General features: G+C 66.6%; 15 protein-coding genes. 9 read left to right on the top strand and 6 right to left on the bottom strand.

Features of this window, described 5'->3' with window-relative positions; all coding sequences use genetic code 11:
- The first annotated feature begins 71 nt into the window (after positions 1 to 71).
- The 5 genes from AC5Y4C_RS13455 to AC5Y4C_RS13435 are packed head-to-tail and all read left to right on the top strand — an operon-like array spanning position 72 to position 4907.
- Complete coding sequence (locus AC5Y4C_RS13455; RefSeq protein ID WP_499963571.1) at positions 72 to 1487, top strand: ABC transporter substrate-binding protein; 1416 nt, start codon at positions 72 to 74, stop codon at positions 1485 to 1487.
- Positions 1484 to 2386: a carbohydrate ABC transporter permease gene (locus AC5Y4C_RS13450; RefSeq protein ID WP_499909803.1), complete on the top strand. Its 903-nt coding sequence runs from the start codon at positions 1484 to 1486 to the stop codon at positions 2384 to 2386. Before AC5Y4C_RS13455 ends, AC5Y4C_RS13450 begins: the two co-directional genes overlap by 4 nt.
- Positions 2386 to 3222 (top strand): carbohydrate ABC transporter permease, encoded by an 837-nt coding sequence (locus AC5Y4C_RS13445; protein WP_499909805.1) that lies wholly within the window; start codon positions 2386 to 2388, stop codon positions 3220 to 3222. The genes AC5Y4C_RS13450 and AC5Y4C_RS13445 overlap by 1 nt, the downstream gene beginning before the upstream one ends.
- Positions 3223 to 3225: 3 nt before the next feature.
- A complete protein-coding gene (locus tag AC5Y4C_RS13440; RefSeq protein WP_499909808.1) occupies positions 3226 to 4401 on the top strand; it encodes an ABC transporter ATP-binding protein in 1176 nt (391 codons plus the stop codon).
- A gap of 5 nt (positions 4402 to 4406) precedes the next feature.
- Positions 4407 to 4907 carry a suppressor of fused domain protein gene (locus AC5Y4C_RS13435; protein WP_499963569.1) on the top strand — a complete coding sequence of 167 codons (501 nt, stop codon included), beginning with the start codon at positions 4407 to 4409 and terminating at the stop codon, positions 4905 to 4907.
- 29 nt (positions 4908 to 4936) lie between these two features.
- On the opposite strand, the gene corA is transcribed toward AC5Y4C_RS13435, so the two are convergent.
- From corA to AC5Y4C_RS13420, 3 genes are all read right to left on the bottom strand, one after another.
- Positions 4937 to 6031 (bottom strand): magnesium/cobalt transporter CorA, encoded by a 1095-nt coding sequence (gene corA / locus AC5Y4C_RS13430; RefSeq protein ID WP_499963567.1) that lies wholly within the window; start codon positions 6029 to 6031, stop codon positions 4937 to 4939.
- Positions 6032 to 6107: 76 nt separating this feature from the next.
- Positions 6108 to 7313, bottom strand: a complete 1206-nt coding sequence (locus AC5Y4C_RS13425; protein WP_499963564.1) for a cytochrome P450 — start codon at positions 7311 to 7313, stop codon at positions 6108 to 6110.
- A 2-nt stretch (positions 7314 to 7315) separates the two neighbouring features.
- On the bottom strand, positions 7316 to 7771 hold the full coding sequence (locus AC5Y4C_RS13420) for a 2,4'-dihydroxyacetophenone dioxygenase family protein (protein WP_499963562.1): 456 nt from the start codon (positions 7769 to 7771) through the stop codon (positions 7316 to 7318).
- Positions 7772 to 7892: 121 nt separating this feature from the next.
- On the opposite strand from AC5Y4C_RS13420, the gene AC5Y4C_RS13415 reads away from it, so the two are divergent.
- The gene (locus AC5Y4C_RS13415) at positions 7893 to 8882 is read left to right on the top strand and encodes a malate dehydrogenase (protein WP_499909818.1); all 990 of its coding nucleotides are present in this window, start codon (positions 7893 to 7895) and stop codon (positions 8880 to 8882) included.
- Here AC5Y4C_RS13415 and AC5Y4C_RS13410 read toward each other — a convergent pair.
- Positions 8879 to 9718 carry an SDR family oxidoreductase gene (locus AC5Y4C_RS13410; protein WP_499909820.1) on the bottom strand — a complete coding sequence of 280 codons (840 nt, stop codon included), beginning with the start codon at positions 9716 to 9718 and terminating at the stop codon, positions 8879 to 8881. The two genes, AC5Y4C_RS13415 and AC5Y4C_RS13410, sit on opposite strands and share 4 nt — an antisense overlap.
- Positions 9719 to 9784: 66 nt before the next feature.
- On the opposite strand from AC5Y4C_RS13410, the gene AC5Y4C_RS13405 reads away from it, so the two are divergent.
- A complete protein-coding gene (locus AC5Y4C_RS13405; protein WP_499909822.1) occupies positions 9785 to 10984 on the top strand; it encodes an NAD(P)-dependent malic enzyme in 1200 nt (399 codons plus the stop codon).
- Entirely contained in the window at positions 10977 to 11819 is an 843-nt protein-coding gene (locus tag AC5Y4C_RS13400) for a glycine betaine ABC transporter substrate-binding protein (RefSeq protein ID WP_499963560.1), read from the top strand. The genes AC5Y4C_RS13405 and AC5Y4C_RS13400 overlap by 8 nt, the downstream gene beginning before the upstream one ends.
- Here the strand turns inward: AC5Y4C_RS13400 and AC5Y4C_RS13395 are convergent.
- Complete coding sequence (locus AC5Y4C_RS13395; RefSeq protein ID WP_499909826.1) at positions 11808 to 12656, bottom strand: SDR family NAD(P)-dependent oxidoreductase; 849 nt, start codon at positions 12654 to 12656, stop codon at positions 11808 to 11810. The two genes, AC5Y4C_RS13400 and AC5Y4C_RS13395, sit on opposite strands and share 12 nt — an antisense overlap.
- A gap of 143 nt (positions 12657 to 12799) precedes the next feature.
- On the opposite strand from AC5Y4C_RS13395, the gene AC5Y4C_RS13390 reads away from it, so the two are divergent.
- Positions 12800 to 13210, top strand: a complete 411-nt coding sequence (locus tag AC5Y4C_RS13390) for a DUF732 domain-containing protein (protein WP_499912764.1) — start codon at positions 12800 to 12802, stop codon at positions 13208 to 13210.
- On the opposite strand, the gene AC5Y4C_RS13385 is transcribed toward AC5Y4C_RS13390, so the two are convergent.
- Positions 13207 to 16851, bottom strand: coding sequence for a multifunctional oxoglutarate decarboxylase/oxoglutarate dehydrogenase thiamine pyrophosphate-binding subunit/dihydrolipoyllysine-residue succinyltransferase subunit (locus AC5Y4C_RS13385; RefSeq protein WP_499912803.1), 3645 nt, complete (start codon positions 16849 to 16851; stop codon positions 13207 to 13209). The two genes, AC5Y4C_RS13390 and AC5Y4C_RS13385, sit on opposite strands and share 4 nt — an antisense overlap.
- Positions 16852 to 16912: the final 61 nt, after the last annotated feature.

Genomic DNA, 16912 nt, shown 5'->3' with positions numbered 1-16912 from the left:
GCAAGCGCCGCGAGGGGTTGGACATCGCGCGCGTCGGCCTTTACCGTTTGCGCGCGGGAAAGGAGGCGGCCGTGCGGGACAGGTGGCGCAGTGCACTGCGCCGGCTCTGTGCGGCGACGGCTGCCGCACTGACCGCGACGACTGTCGTGTCCGGCTGCTCCACCGCCGCCCACGGCACCGTGATCACGTTCTACACCCCGGCCGGCGACGCGAACACGTTCGCCGCGCTCGCCAAGAAGTGCACCGAGCAGTTCTCCGGGCGCTTCCGCGTCCAGCAGATGAGCCTGCCCAAAGGCGCCGACGACCAGCGGCTGCAACTGGCCCGCCGACTCACCGGCAATGACACGACGCTCGACGTGATGGCGCTGGACGTGGTGTGGACGGCCGAATTCGCCGAGGCGGGCTGGGCGTTGCCGCTATCCGACGACCCGGCGGGCCAAGCGGAGGCCGACGCGCGTGCCGACACTCTGCCCGGCCCGCTCGAGACCGCCGAATGGAACGACAAGCTCTACGCCGCACCGATCTCGACGAACACCCAATTGCTCTGGTACCGAGCCGATTTGGTGTCCACGCCCCCGACGGACTGGGACCAGATGGTGGCCGAGGCCACCCGCCTGCACAAGGAGGGCAAGCCAAGCTGGATTGCGGTGCAGGGCAGGCAGTACGAGGGCCTGGTGGTGTGGTTCAACACCTTGCTGGAAAGCGCTGGGGGACAAGTACTTTCCGACGACGGCAAGACGGTCACGCTGACCGACACCCCGCAGCACCGAGCGGCGACCGTCCGAGCACTGCAGATCATCAAGAACGTCGCCACCGCGCCAGGAGCCGACCCGTCGATCACCCAGACCAACGAAGAGACCGCGCGGCTGGCGGTGGAGCAGGGCAAGGCAGCGCTGGAGGTGAACTGGCCGTTTGTGCTGCCCTCGATCATGGGCAACGCGATCAAGGGCGGGGTGTCGTTCCTGCCGCTCAACCAGCGCGGCGACCTCGCCGGCGCGATCAACGACATCGGCGACTTCGACGCCGACGACAGCCAGTTCGCCACCGCATACGACGCAACCAAGGAGGTGTTCGGCTTCGCGCCATACCCCGGCGTGCAGGCCGACCAGCCGGCCAAAGTCACTCTCGGCGGCCTGAACCTCGCCGTCGCCAAGACCACGCAACACCGCGCCGAGGCCTTCGAAGCGATCCGCTGCCTGCGCGACCTCGACAACGAGAAGTACTTGTCGACGCAGGGCGGCCTGCCCGCGGTGCGGGCGTCGCTGTACGACGATCCGCAGTTCCAGCTGAAATATCCGGCCTACGACATCATCCGGCGCCAGCTCACCGACGCCGCGGTGCGACCTGTGACGCCGAATTACCAGACCGTGTCGATGCGGATCGCCGCCGCGCTCGCGCCGATCACCGAGATCGACCCTGAAAAGACAGCGGACAAGCTGGCCGCCGAAGTGCAGAAGGCGATCGACGGCAAGGGGCTGATTCCGTGACAGCCACGACCGCCCCGGCGCGCAGCGAACGTCGAGCGCAGCTGCGGCTGGCCTACCTGCTGATCACGCCCGCGGTGCTGATGATGTTGGCGGTCGCGGCGTACCCGATCGGCTACGCGGTGTGGCTGTCACTTCAGCGGATCAATCTGGCCACGCCCGCCGACCGGGCGTTTGTCGGGCTGGCCAACTATCAGACCGTGCTCGCCGACCACTACTGGTGGACTGCTTTGGCGGTGACGTCGGCGATCACGGTGGTCTCGGTGACCATCGAGCTGTTCCTCGGCCTTGCGCTGGCGCTGGTGATGCACCGCACGATCTTCGGCAAAGGCGTGGTGCGCACCGCCGTGCTGATCCCGTACGGGATCGTGACCGTCGCCGCGTCGTACAGCTGGTACTACGCGTGGACGCCGGGCACCGGCTACCTCGCGAACCTGCTTCCGCAAGGCAGTGCTCCACTGACACACCAGATTCCGTCGCTGGCCATCATCGTGCTCGCCGAGGTGTGGAAGACCACCCCGTTCATGGCTCTGCTGCTGTTGGCCGGCCTGGCACTGGTGCCCGACGAGCTGATGCGGGCCGCGCAAGTGGACGGCGCGGGCGCGTGGAAGCGGCTGGTGAAAATCACGCTGCCGCTGATCAAGCCGGCCGTGCTGGTGGCCTTGCTGTTTCGCACGCTGGACGCGTTTCGGATCTTCGACAACATCTACATCCTGACCGCCGGCGCCAACAACACCGGTTCGGTGTCGATCCTGGGCTACGACAACCTGTTCAAGGCCTTCAACCTCGGGCTCGGTTCGGCGATCAGCGTGCTGATCTTCGTGTGCGTGGCGCTGATCGCGTTCGTCTTCATCAAGCTGTTCGGGACGTCGGCGCCCGGAGCGGACGACAGAGAGACCTGATGGCCGAACGGGTGAGCGCCGGGCGCAAAGCGTGGTGGGTGATTGTCGACGTGCTCGTGGTGGTCTACGCGCTGTTTCCGGTGCTGTGGATCCTGTCGCTGTCGCTCAAGCCGACCTCGACGGTCAAGGACGGCAAGCTGATCCCGGCGCAGATCACTTTCGACAACTACCGCGGCATCTTCAGCGGCGACCTGTTCGGCCCGGCACTGCGCAATTCGGTGGGCATCGGGCTGATCACCACGGTCATCGCGGTCGTGATCGGCGCGATGGCCGCCTATGCGGTTGCGCGCCTTGACTTTCCGGGCAAGCGATTACTCGTCGGCGTCGCACTGCTGATCGCAATGTTCCCCCAGATATCCTTGGTGTCACCGCTGTTCGACATCTCCCGCGCGCTTGGGCTGTTCAACACTTGGCCGGGGTTGATCATCCCGTACATCACGTTTGCGCTGCCGCTGGCCATCTACACACTGTCCGCGTTCTTTCGCGAGATCCCGTGGGATTTGGAGAAGGCCGCCAAGATGGACGGCGCCACCCCGTTCCAGGCTTTCCGCAAGGTGATCGTCCCGCTGGCGGCACCCGGTGTGGTCACCGCGGCGATCCTGGTCTTCATCTTCGCGTGGAACGATCTGCTGCTGGCGATTTCGCTGACGGCCACCACCGCGTCGCTCACCGCGCCGGTGGCGATCGCGAACTTCCCGGGCAGTTCGCAGTTCGTCGAGCCCACCGGATCCATCGCCGCCGGCGCGATCGTGATCACGGTGCCGATCATCGTTTTTGTTCTAGTCTTCCAGCGACGGATCGTCGCCGGGCTGACGTCCGGCGCAGTGAAGGGATAGCCGATGGCCGAGATCGTGCTGGACAGGGTGACCAAGAGTTACCCCGACGGCACCACCGCCGTGTCCGAGCTGTCCCTCGAGATCGCCGACGGCGAGTTCATCATCCTGGTCGGCCCGTCGGGCTGCGGCAAGTCCACGACGCTGAACATGATCGCCGGCCTCGAGGAGATCACATCGGGGGAGTTGCGCATCGACGGGCAGCGGGTCAACGAGAAGGCGCCCAAAGACCGCGACATCGCGATGGTGTTCCAGTCGTATGCGCTGTATCCGCATATGACCGTGCGTCAGAACATCGCTTTCCCTTTGACATTGGCGAAGATGAAGAAGGCCGAAATCGCCCAGAAGGTCGAGGAGACCGCGAAAATCCTTGACCTGACCGAGCTGTTGGACCGCAAGCCCGCCAGCCTGTCCGGCGGTCAGCGGCAGCGCGTGGCGATGGGACGCGCGATCGTCCGCAACCCGAAGGCTTTTCTGATGGACGAGCCGTTGAGCAACCTCGACGCCAAGCTGCGCGTGCAGATGCGCAGTGAAATCTCCCGCCTGCAGCACCGCCTCGGCACTACCACGGTCTACGTCACCCACGACCAGACGGAGGCGATGACGCTGGGTGACCGCGTCGTGGTGATGCGCGCCGGAGTGGCCCAGCAGGTCGGGACTCCGCAGGAGCTCTACGACAAACCGGCCAACTTGTTCGTCGCCGGGTTCATCGGTTCCCCGTCGATGAACTTCTTTCCCGCGCAGCTGACCGACGTCGGGGTCCGCCTGCCGTTCGGCGAGATCACGCTCATGCCTGAGGTGCTCGACGTCGTCGCCCAACATCCCACGCCCGACAACGTCATCGTCGGCGTGCGGCCGGAGCATCTCGACGACGCTGCGCTGATCGACACGTTCCAGCGGCTGCGCGCGCTGGTGTTCGAAGCCGACGTCGAAATCGTCGAGTCGTTGGGCTCAGAGAAGGTGGTGCACTTCTCCACCGACGGTGCCTCGGCCCAGTCGGCTCAGCTGGCCGAACTGGCGGCCGACTCCGGAGTTGGCGAAAATGATTTCGTCGCAAGGCTTTCCGCCGAATCAGCCGCCGCGGCCGGTCAGCGCATCGAGTTGGCATTCGACATCACCAAGCTGGTGATCTTCGATGCCGACTCAGGGGTGAACCTGACGATTCCGCCCGCATCCGGGTGACCGACGTGCGTGCGCACCTACAGGCGCACTTCGCTGCCGGTGAGCCGGACACCGCGAGCGTCACGTTCGTGGGCGTCGCACCGATCGACGTGTTGCGGTTCGGTCCTGACGTCGACGGGGTGGTGCACTACGTGTCGGTTGCGGGCGACGCGGCCGCGCAGGTGGTGGTCAGCCTGAGGACCGCCACCCCGCTGCCCGGCTTGGCGCGCAGCGTCGCGGTGCTGGCAGCAGCGCCGGTCGTGGAGGGATTGGTGTTGACGGCCGACGCACTCGTCGACCTGGGCCACCCGCTTTGGCAGGGCGCCCCATTCACGGCAGTCCTGTTGGGCCACAGCACTATTGAGCCGTCCGACGCGGTAGAGTTCTTCAGCGCGGTCCCGGTCACCGCCAACGAGGCGGCGTGGGTGCGGCTGAAAGGGCCCGCGGCGATGCGCCAGGCGTGGCGCGAGGACGGCGTCGACGTGCTCGACCCGGCGCGGCGGGCGGGCTCGCCCGGCGGGTGGTGACTGCGACAGACTCGACGAGCGCGCGGCCGCTACAGCCACTCGTTGTTGCGGAATATGCGGTACAGCGTCAAGCAGACCACCAGCATCAACCCGAGCACTGCGGGATAGCCCCACACCCAATGGGTTTCGGGCATGTGGTCGAAGTTCATCCCGTAGATCCCGGCGAGCGCGGTCGGCACCGCGGCGATGGCCACCCAGGCCGAGATCTTGCGCATGTCGACGTTCTGCTGCATCGCGACCTTGCCGAGCGCTGCCTGCACCAGCGAGGACAACATCTCGTCGTAGCTGACGATCCGGTCGGACGCCGCGATGTTGTGGTCCAATACGTCGCGCATGTAGCGGCGCACCTCGATCGAGACCAGATCGTCGTTTTCGGCCAGCCGCTGCAGCGCCAACGTCAGCGGGCTCACCGACCGGCGTAGCTCGGCGACCTCACGCTTGAGCAGGTAGATGGCTTCGATGTTGGTGCGCTTGCGCGGCGAGAAAATGTCCAATTCCATTGCGTCGACGTCGACTTCGATCATGTCGGTGACTTCCAGGTAGTGGTCCACCACATGGTCGGCGATCGCGTGCATCACCGCGTACGGGCCCAGGTTGAGCATCGCGGGCGAAGTCTCCAGCCGCTTGCGCACGCCCGCAAGGCCGCTGAAGTCGCCGTGGCGGACGGTGACGACGAAGTCGCGGCCGACGAAGATCATGATCTCGCCGGTCTCGACCACCTCGCGCGCCTTGGCCATGGACTCGTGCTCGACGTACTTGACGGTCTTGAGCACCATGAACAGCGTCTCGTCGTAGCGCTCCAGCTTGGGCCGCTGGTGTGCATGCACCGCGTCCTCCACGGCCAGCTCGTGCAGGCCGAAAACATCAGCGACCGTCTGCATCTGGCGCTCGTCGGGTTCGTGCAATCCGATCCACACGAACGCCTCGTTGCCCGCACGCTCCAGCTCGTGCACCTTGTCCAGCGCGGCGGCGTGGGCGTACTTGCCCGGCAGGCGCTTGCCGTCCATGTAGACGCCGCAGTCCACCATCGCGTGCGCGACGGGAACATGGATGGAGCTGGGGTCGGCGGTCTTGCCGCGCACGGCCGGTCGCAACGACGGCGGCAACGAGGGAAACGATGGCATCGGGACCGGACCTCCCGTCGCAACGCAGTCTGACGCGACGATCATGCTACGCGCTTTCGCGGTCTGGCCGACGCTGTCAGGCGACGAGCCGCACGGGCAGGCGTTTGAACGAATTGTTCAGGTTCGAGCGGATTCGCACCGGCTCGCCGGTGATGTCGATGCTCGAGAACGTCGAGAGCAACTCGTCGAAGAACACCCGCCCTTCCAGGCGCGCAAGATGCACACCGAGGCAGAAATGACTGCCGATCCCGAACGACAAATGTGGATTCGGATGCCGGTGAATATCGAAGGCCTGTGGGCGATCGAAGACTTCTTCGTCACGGTTGGCCGACGTGTAGTACATCGCGACCTTGTCTCCGGCCGCAATGTATGTGCCGGCCAGTTCGGTATCGATTAGTGCTGTGCGCCGGAAGTAGTGCAACGGATTGTCGTAGCGGATGATCTCTTCGACGGCGCCGGGCAGAAGCGACGGGTCGGCCCTCAGCTCGGCGAGTTGATCCGGGTGACGAAGCAATGTGAGGAGCCCCGACGACAGAATGCCTTTGGTGGTGTCGTTGCCCGCGGTGACAAGCTGAACGAAGAAGCCGCCGAAGTCGACGTCGCTCATCGGCTTGCCGCCGAAGTCGGCGCTCAAAATCGCCGTGGTCAGGTCCTCGGTGCCACCCCGTTTTCGCCGCGCGGCTGCCAATTCGATTGCATACATTGCCATCTCGATGGTCGCCGCTTGGGCGTCACCTTCCGGGCCGGCCAGCTCCGGGTCTTGTCCGGAGGTGTTGCGTTCGGCCAGCTCATGCAAGTGGTCCCAGTCTTGCGGTGGCAGGCCGAACAACTCGCCGATCACGCGTGTCGGTAGGCGCGCGGCGACCTGGTGGACGAACTCGACGTCGCGACGCTCGCGGGCCTCGGCCATGATGCCGCGGCACACGTCGCGCACGCGGTCCTCCAGCCCGGCGACCACCCGGGCGCGGAAGTGCAGCGAGAGCGGGCCCCGGTGCGCGGTGTGCGCCGGCGGGTCCATCGCCAGCAGCATGGTGCGCATCATCACCAGGTTCTCGGGCGACAGGTTTTCGACGACCACGCCGCCCTCGCTGGCCGAGAAGATCTCCGGGTGGCGGGCAACGTGGGCCACGTCGGCGTGGCGCAGCACGGCCCAGAACCCCGGCTCGCCGTCCATCGGCTGCCAGTGCACAGGATCAGTACGCCTCAGCTCGGCCAGGGCGGCATGCGGCGGACCGCCGACGAATGCGTCGGGGTTGGCCAGGTCGACGGAGGACGTCGTCACGGCTACCCGATCAATACACTCGGCCGAGGCAGCCCGGCCGCCTCACACAGCGCGACGTACGCCGCCAGGGTCAGGGCACCGTCGAGCACGCTCTCGACGTTGCCGTCCGCGTCGAGGTTCAAGTTCGCCCCGTACATCTGGAACCAGACGTGGGTGTCGTCCTCGAGCACCTCGAGCGTGTGCACCGATCCCGCAGGTTCGTACAGGAACGACCCTGCGCGGTTGACGTACTCGTATTCCTTGTATTTCCAGGCGCCCGAGGTCGTGTACGCGTACACCGGGCCGGTGTGCTTGTGGCGCTGTACTTCATAACCGGCTCCGAAAATGTTCTCCACGATCCACAGGCCCTCGGCCTCCTTCACCTGGACCACCTTGAGCTTGGAGCCGTCACCGATGTCGACGAACGGAAGATCGTCGGCGCCGATGTGCACGGCCGTCGGCACTTCGACTGTCGTCATCGCAAGGCCTCCTGAAAGATCGGCGTGAACTGACGGTACGCCTGGCCTACTGGTGCCCGGCGGCTTTTCGAGGTGCGCTAGTTTCGTCGGCGAACCCATCGGAGACGAGGAGCAACCTGACGTGAGCACAACTCCCCTCAAGGTCGCCGTCACCGGCGCCGCCGGCCAGATCGGCTACAGCCTGCTGTTCCGCCTGGCGAGCGGCTCGCTGCTGGGGCCGGACCGCGAGATCGAGCTGCGGCTGCTCGAGATCGAGCCCGCGCTGAAGGCACTCGAAGGTGTGGTGATGGAGCTCGACGACTGCGCGTTCCCGCTGCTGGCCGGCGTCGAGATCGGCGCCGACCCGAACAAGATCTTCGACGGCGCCAACCTGGCGCTGCTCGTCGGTGCCCGTCCGCGCGGGCCGGGCATGGAGCGCAGTGACCTCCTGGAGGCCAACGGCGCGATCTTCACCGCACAAGGCAAGGCGCTCAACGAGGTTGCGGCCGACGATGTCCGTGTCTTGATCACCGGCAACCCGGCCAACACCAACGCGCTGATCGCGATGAGCAACGCCCCCGACATCCCGCGCGAGCGGTTTTCTGCGCTCACCCGCCTGGACCACAACCGCGCGATATCCCAGCTGGCCAAGAAGACCGGTGCGAAAGTCACCGACATCAAGAAGATGACGATCTGGGGCAATCACTCGGCCACCCAGTACCCGGACATCTTCCACGCCGAAATCGGCGGCAAGAACGCCGCCGAAGTGGTCAACGACCAGAACTGGATCGAAAACGACTTCATCCCCACCGTCGCCAAGCGTGGCGCTGCGATCATCGACGCGCGCGGCGCCTCGTCGGCAGCGTCGGCCGCATCGGCGACCGTCGACGCCGCGCGCGACTGGCTGCTGGGCTCGCCCGAGGGGGACTGGGTGTCGATGGCGGTGGTCTCCGACGGTAGTTATGACGTGCCGGAAGGCCTGATCTCGTCGTTCCCCGTCACCACCAAGGACGGTAACTGGACGATCGTGAGCGGCTTGGAGATCAACGACTTCTCCCGCTCCCGGATCGACAAGTCGACCGCCGAGCTCGCCGACGAGCGCAAGGCCGTCACCGAGCTCGGGCTTATCTAGAGGATCGGCCTGCCGCCGGTCACCGCGATCCGCGCGCCGGAGATGTAGCTGCCCTCGTCGGAGGCCAGCAGCACGTAGACCGGCGCGAGCTCGGCGGGCTGACCGGCCCGCCCGAGCGGAGTGTCGTCGCCGAAGTTCTTGACCTTCTCCGGCGGCATCGTCGCCGGGATCAACGGGGTCCAGATCGGTCCTGGCGCAACGCTGTTCACGCGAATTCCCTTGTCGCCCAACAGCTGTGCCAGGCTGGCCGACAGGTTGGCGATCGCCGCCTTGGTGGCGGCATACGGTGCCAGCGTGGGGGAAGGCATGTCGGAGTTGACCGACGAGCTGCCGATGATCGACGAGCCGGGCGGCATGTGCGGCAGCGCCGCCTTGACGAGATAGAAGTACGCGCCGACATTGAGCCTGAACGTGTAGTCCCACTCCTCGTCGGAGATCTCGTCGAGGCTCTGGTGCGTCATCTGGAAGGCGGCGTTGTTCACCAGCACGTCGATGCTGCCGAATTCGTCGACGGCACGCTGGATCACAGCGCGGCAGTGCTCGGGGCTGGACAGGTCGCCGTCGACCAGCACGCATGTGCGGCCGGCCTCTTCGACGAGGCGCGCGACCTCGCGGGCGTCGTCGTGCTCGTTGAGGTAGGCGATCAGCACGTCGGCGCCTTCGCGGGCGAACGCGATCGCAACCGCGCGACCGATGCCGCTGTCCCCGCCGGTGATCACCGCCTTCTTGCCGGTCAGCTTGCCCGAACCGCGGTAGCTCTGCTCGCCGCAGTCGGGTACCGGATCCATCTGCGCTTGACTGCCGGGAACCTGTTGCTGTTGTTCGGGGAAACCCATGGCGCACGGATAGCCGATCCGGCGCCGTGAAAACCTGCGGGCAGCGGTTCAGTACGCTAGACCCCCGTGTCCGAAAAGCCCCACGCCAACGAAAACTCGCCAATCGTCATCGGAGATGACGAGATCTTCGAAGCGCATGTGGGAGGCAAGCTTTCCGTGGGGCTGAAGGCCCCGCTCGACACCCAGCGGGCGCTGTCGATCGCCTACACCCCCGGAGTTGCACAGGTCAGTCGTGCCATCGCGGCCGACCACACGCTGGCCGCCCGCTACACCTGGGCGCACCGGCTGGTGGCCGTGGTCAGCGACGGCAGCGCAGTGCTGGGCCTGGGCGACATCGGCGCGGCTGCGTCGCTGCCGGTGATGGAAGGCAAGAGCGCGCTGTTCAAGGCGTTCGGCGGGCTTGACTCGATCCCGATCGTGCTGGACACCAAGGACCCCGACGAGATCGTCGAAACCCTGGTGCGGCTGCGCCCCACGTTCGGCGCCGTCAGCCTCGAAGACATCTCGGCACCCCGCTGCTTCGAGATCGAGCGGCGCGTCGTCGAAGCGCTGGACTGCCCGGTCATGCACGACGACCAGCACGGCACCGCGATGGTGGTGCTGGCGGCGCTCAAGGGTGCCACCACACTGCTCGACCGCGACATGACGTCGCTGCGCGTGGTGATCTCCGGTGCCGGCGCCGCGGGCGTCGCCTGTGCGAATCTCCTTCTCGCAAGCGGAGTTTCGGACATCATCGTGCTCGACTCGCAAGGCATCGTCCATCCCAGCCGCGGCGATATGAACAGCGTCAAGGCTGAGCTGGCGCAACGCACCAACCCGGCCGGACGCACCGGCGGCATGGTGGAGGCGCTCGACAAGGCCGACGTGTTCATCGGGGTGTCGGCGGGTGTGGTGCCCGAGGAGCTGATCGCCACGATGGCGCCCGAGGGGATTGTGTTCGCGCTGTCCAATCCGGATCCGGAGATTCATCCGGATGTCGCCGCCAAGCACGCCGCGGTGGTGGCCACCGGCCGCAGTGACTTCCCCAACCAGATCAACAACGTGCTCGCGTTCCCCGGTGTGTTCCGCGGAGCCCTGGACGCCGGCGCGCCCAGGATCACCCAGAAGATGATGGTGGCCGCCGCCGACGCGATCTTCTCTGTGGTGGCCGACGATCTCGCGCCGGATCGGATCGTGCCCAGTCCGCTGGATCCGCGCGTGGCGCCGGCGGTGTCGGCGGCGGTGGCCGCCTCGGTAGAAGCCTCAGCAGACGCCTCGGGTGGCTAACCGCCTGCTCGGTGTGCTGCTGGCTGCGGTGCTGCTGCTGGCCGGCTGCGCCGAGCGGCCCGCGACTCGTGACGTGGTGGTCGGCGCCGGAACCGACGCCCGATCGGCAGTGCTCGCAGAGTTGTACGCGGCGGCGCTGCGGTCCTACGGCTCGACGGCGAAGGTGGCACGCATGCCCGACCCGGTAGGCGCCCTGGAGGGCGGTGACGTGGACGTGGTGCCGGGGTTCACCGGCCAGCTGCTGCAACGGTTCGCCCCGGGGACCGCCGCGATCTCCGACAAGAGCGTCTACCACGCGCTGGTGTCGGCGCTGCCCGAAGGGGTGGCGGCCGGTGACTATGCCACCGCGGCGCAGGACAAGCCGGCGCTGGCCGTGACGACGAAGACCGCCGACGCGTGGGGCGGCCGGGATCTGAGCGCGGCGGTCCGCCACTGTGCGCAGGTGACGACGGGTGCGGTGGCCGGCGCGTGGCCACCGGCGAAGATTGGCAGTTGCAACCTCGCGCCGCCTCGCGAATTCCCAACGGCGGCGGCACTTTTCGATGCGCTCAGCGCGGGCCGGCTCATCGCGGCGTGGACTACCAGCGCTGCGCCTGACATTCCCGCCGACGTCGTGCTGCTGGCCGACCGCTCACCCCCGATGATTCAGGCCGAAAACGTGGTGCCGCTGTACCTCCGCAACAAGCTCACCGAGCAAGAAGTGCTTGCCGTCAACGGCATCGCCGGCGAGTTCGATACCACCGCGCTGGCCGACATGCGCCGCCAGGTCGACCAGGGGGCCGATCCCCGACAGGTCGCCGAGGCGTGGTTGGCCGCGCACCCGCTAGGTCGATGACCCGTACCGCGGCTTGGTCGGAATAGCGCGCGCGGTGACGGCGGCGAACAGCCGCTGATAGCCCGAGCCGGTCAGCCGCACGATCACGTCGAGCACCTTTGCGTCCGGGCCCACCAGAACGCGGGCCTTGTTCTTGCGCACCCCGTCGAGGATGATGCGTGCCGCCTTCTCGGGTGTGGTGTTGGCCAGCCTGGTGTCGAACCGGTGTGCCAGGTCGGCGACGTCGATGCCTTCGGCGGCGGTCATGTTGCGCGCGATCGCGGTCTTGATTCCGCCGGGGTGCACGGTGGTGACCTTCACCGGATGCTTGGCCAGAAGCATCTCCTGGCGCAGCGCCTCGGTGAATCCGCGCACCGCGAACTTGGCCGAGTTGTAGGCGGCTTGCCCGGGCACCGAGAACAACCCGAAGATGCTCGAGACGTTGACGACGTGTCCGTCGCCGGAGGCGATCAGGTGCGGCAGAAATGCCTTGGTGCCATTGACCACGCCCCAGAAGTCCACGTCCATCACGCGTTCGATGTCTTTGAATCCGCTGACCTCGACGTCGCCGGTGAACGCGATGCCGGCGTTGTTGTAGATCTGGTTGACGGTGCCGTAGTGGTCGTTGACGGCGTCGGCGTAGGCGAGCACGGCTTCGCGTTCGGTGACGTCGAGGCGGTCGGCCTTCACCGGTGCGCCGATGGCCTTGATCCGCTCCTCAGTGGCGGCCAGACCCTCGAGGTCGACGTCACTGATGGCCAGCTTGGCACCCGAACGCGCCAGTTCAATGGCCAGCGCCTGGCCGATGCCGGAGCCCGCCCCGGTGATTGCAACGACTTTTCCGGCGAACCCGTCCACTGAGCTCCTTACCCGTCTTGCGCGAGCGTGCGTGTCGCGTCAGCGCCACGCCGATGTCGCTGACACTCTACGCACGCTCGGCAGGCGCGTGGACGGTCGGGCGATTCGGTAACGCCGGCCCGTCCGGTTACGATGCCCCAATCATGAAGCGCACTTTTGCTGCGGCCGTCGGGTCGCTCATTGTTTCCGGCGGACTCGCGGCCGCGGCGACCGGGGTGGCCGCCCCGGCGCAGGCCGACCCCGACAGCGACGCGTTCATCAGGAACCTCGCAGACGCCGGCCTGGGCAACGTCGACCCGGCATACGCGGCGCAGCTGGGTCAGCAGGTGTGCCCCATGCTGGCCGAAAGTGGCCAGAACACGGCGGACGTCGCGTCCAAGGTCGCCGACGCGGGCGGCATGTCGATGGGGCCCGCCACCATGTTCACCGGGATCGCGATCTCGCTGTGGTGCCCGGGAGCGATCGCGCGGATCGGCAACGGGCAGATCGACGGCTTGCCGGGCATCGACACCCTGCCGGCCCTCAACAGCCTCAACAGCATTCTCGCCCGCTAAGCGAACGCCTCGTCGAGAATCTCCTGCTGCTCGACCGCGTGCACTTTCGCCGAACCCGATGACGGCGCGGACATGGCCCGTCGCGAAATCCGTTTGATCCCTTGGAGTTCGGGCACCAGCTCGGGCAACGCCAAACCGAAGGTCGGCCACGCACCCTGGTTCGCCGGCTCCTCCTGCACCCAGAAGTACTCCTCGACGTTCGGGTATTGCTCGAGCGTGTTCGGCAGCCGGTAGCGCGGGATCGGGTACAGCTGCTCGACGCGCACGATCCCCACGTCCTCGCGCTTCTCCTTGGCTTTGCGCTGGGCCAGCTCGTAGTACAGCTTGCCGCTGACCAGAAGCATCCTCTTGACCTTGCTGCGGTCGCCGTCGCCCACGTCGTACATCGGTTCCTCGAGCACCGAGCGGAACTTCATCTCGGTGAACTCACGCAGCTCGCTGACCGCGGCCTTGTTGCGCAGCATCGACTTCGGCGTGAACACGATCAGTGGCCGGTGGATGCCGTCCAGTGCATGCCGGCGCAGCAGGTGGAAGTAGTTCGCGGGCGTCGACGGCTGCGCGACCGTCATCGAGCCCTCCGCGCATACCTGAAGGAACCGCTCGATGCGGCCGGAGGTGTGGTCGGGCCCTTGGCCCTCGTGGCCGTGCGGCAGCAGCAGCACCACGTCGGACGTCTGGCCCCACTTGGCCTCGCCGGAGCTGATGAACTCGTCGATGATCGACTGGGCGCCGTTGATGAAGTCGCCGAACTGCGCTTCCCACAGCACCAGCGCGTCGGGGTTGCCCAGCGAGTAGCCGTACTCGAAGCCGACGGCGGCGAACTCCGACAGCGGCGAGTCATACACCATGAACTTGCCGCCCGTGGGGTTCCCGTCCTCGTCGGCGGCCAGCAGCTGAAGCGGTGTGAACTCTTTGCCGGTCTTGCGGTCGATGATCACCGAGTGCCGCTGGCTGAACGTGCCGCGGCGGCTGTCCTGGCCCGTCAGCCGCACGGTGCGGCCCTCGGCCACCAGCGAACCCAGCGCCAGCAGCTCGGCGAACGCCCAGTCGATCTTGCCGTTGTAGGCCATCTCACGGCGCTTCTCCAGGCCGGGCTTCACGCGCGGGTGAACGGTGAACCCGTCGGGGAAGGACAGGTGCGCGTCGCCGATGCGGGCCAGCAGTGACTTCTCGACGGCCGTGGCCAGCCCACGCGGCAGCTGCTGTTCGGCTTCCACCGACTCACTCGGCTCGATCTCGTGTTTCTCGAGTTCGCGCACTTCGTTGAAGACCTGCTCCAGCTGGCCCTGGTAGTCACGCAGCGCGTCCTCGGCCTCTTTGATCGAGATGTCGCCGCGGCCGATCAGCGCCTCGGTGTAGGTCTTGCGGACACCGCGCTTGGTGTCGATGACGTCGTACATCGCCGGCTGCGTCATCGACGGGTCGTCGCCCTCGTTGTGCCCGCGGCGGCGGTAGCAGATCATGTCGATGACGACGTCTTTCTTGAACTTCTGCCGGAAGTCCACCGCCAGCCGCGCCACCCAGACGCAGGCCTCCGGGTCGTCACCGTTGACGTGGAAGATCGGCGCCCCGATCATCTTCGCCACGTCGGTGCAGTACTCCGACGACTTCGCGTCGGAAGGCGATGTGGTGAAACCGATTTGGTTGTTGACGACGATGTGGATCGTGCCGCCGGTGCGATAGCCGCGCAGCAGCGCGAGGTTCAGCGTCTCGGCCACCACGCCCTGCCCGGCGAACGCCGCATCGCCGTGCAGCATCAACGGCAGCACGGTGAACCCGTCGTCGCCGTCACCTTTGTCCAGCAGATCCTGTTTGGCTCGCACCAAGCCCTCGAGCACCGGGTCGACGGCTTCGAGGTGCGACGGGTTGGCGGTCAGCGACACCTTGATGTCGTTGTCGCCGAACATCTGGATGAACTTGCCTTCGGCGCCGAGGTGATACTTCACGTCGCCGGAACCGTGCGCCTGCGACGGATTCAGGTTGCCTTCGAATTCGGAGAAGATCTGGCTGTACGGCTTGCCGACGATGTTGGCCAGCACGTTGAGCCGGCCGCGGTGCGGCATGCCGATCACCACTTCGTCGAGCCCATGCTCGGCGGACTGGTCGATCACCGCGTCCATCGCCGGGATGACGGTCTCGGCACCCTCGAGCGAAAACCGTTTCTGGCCAACGTATTTCGTCTGGAGGAAAGTTTCGAAGGCCTCGGCGGCGTTCAGCTTGCTCAGGATGTACTTCTGCTGGGCGACGGTGGGCTTCTCGTGCTTGACCTCGATGCGCTCCTGCAGCCACTTCTGCTGCTCGGGCTCGAGGATGTGGGTGTACTCGACGCCGATGTGGCGGCAGTACGCGTCGCGCAGCAGGCCGAGCACGTCGCGCAGCTTCTTGTATTCCGCGCCGCCGAACCCGCCGACCTTGAACACGCGGTCGAGGTCCCACAGCGTCAGCCCGTGGGTCGCGATGTCGAGGTCGGGATGGCTGCGGAACCGGGTCTTGTCCAGGCGCAGCGGGTCGATGTCGGCCATCAGGTGGCCGCGGTTGCGGTACGCCGCGATCAGTTCGATGACGCGGGCGTTCTTGTCTTGGATCGAGTCGGGGTTGTCGGTGCGCCAGCGGACCGGCTCGTAGGGGATGCCCAGCTCGTGGAAGATGTCGTCCCAGAAGTCGTCGGAGAGCAGCAGCTGGTGCACCGTGCGCAGGAAGTCGCCGGATTCCGCGCCCTGGATGATGCGGTGGTCGTAGGTCGACGTCAGCGTCACCAGCTTGCCGACGCCCAGGTCGGCGATGCGTTCTTCGCTGGCGCCCTGGAACTCGGCGGGGTACTCCATGGCGCCGACGCCGATGATCGCCCCTTGCCCGCGCATCAGCCGCGGCACGGAGTGCACGGTGCCGATGGTGCCGGGGTTGGTCAGCGAGATCGTCACCCCGCTGAAGTCCTCGGCGGTGAGCTTGCCGTCGCGGGCCCGCCGGACGATGTCCTCGTAGGCGGCGATGAACTGGCCGAACCGCATGGTCTCGGCCTTCTTGATCCCGGCGACCACCAGTTGGCGGCTGCCGTCTTTGCCTTGCAGGTCGATCGCGAGCCCCAGATTGGTGTGCGCCGGGGTGATCACAGTCGGCTTGCCGTCCACTTCGGCGTAGTGCCGGTTCATGTTCGGGAACTTCTTGACCGCCTGCACGATCGCGAACCCGAGCACATGGGTGAACGAGATCTTGCCGCCGCGCGTGCGCTTGAGGTGGTTGTTGATGACGATCCGGTTGTCGATCATCAGCTTGGCCGGGACCGCGCGCACGCTGGTGGCGGTCGGCACGTCCAGCGACGCCGCCATGTTCTTGGCCACCGCCGCCGCGGCGCCACGGATCACCTGCACCTCGTCGTCGGGCGCCACGCTGACTGCGGGCGCCTTGGCCGGCTTGGACTCTCTCTTCGGCTCCGGCTTGCTCTTGGGTTCAGCGTCTTTCGGTTCGGCTGACGCGGTCTTCGCCTGGCCGTCGGCTGCGGGCTTCGTGGTGGACTGCTGCTGCTTCTGCGGCGCGCTGTCGGTCTGCTGACCGTTGCCCGTCGGCTCGGGTGAGTAGTCGACCAGGAAATCGTGCCAACTCGGGTCAACCGACGAGGGGTCGTCGCGGAACTTGCGGTACATCTCTTCGACGAGCCACTCGTTCTGACCGAATGGCGAAGGTGAACTGCTCACAGCGGCTGCT

The sequence above is a fragment of the Mycobacterium sp. NGS35 genome, from assembly GCF_059812855.1.
This window is presented reverse-complemented; position numbering and strand designations above follow the sequence as displayed.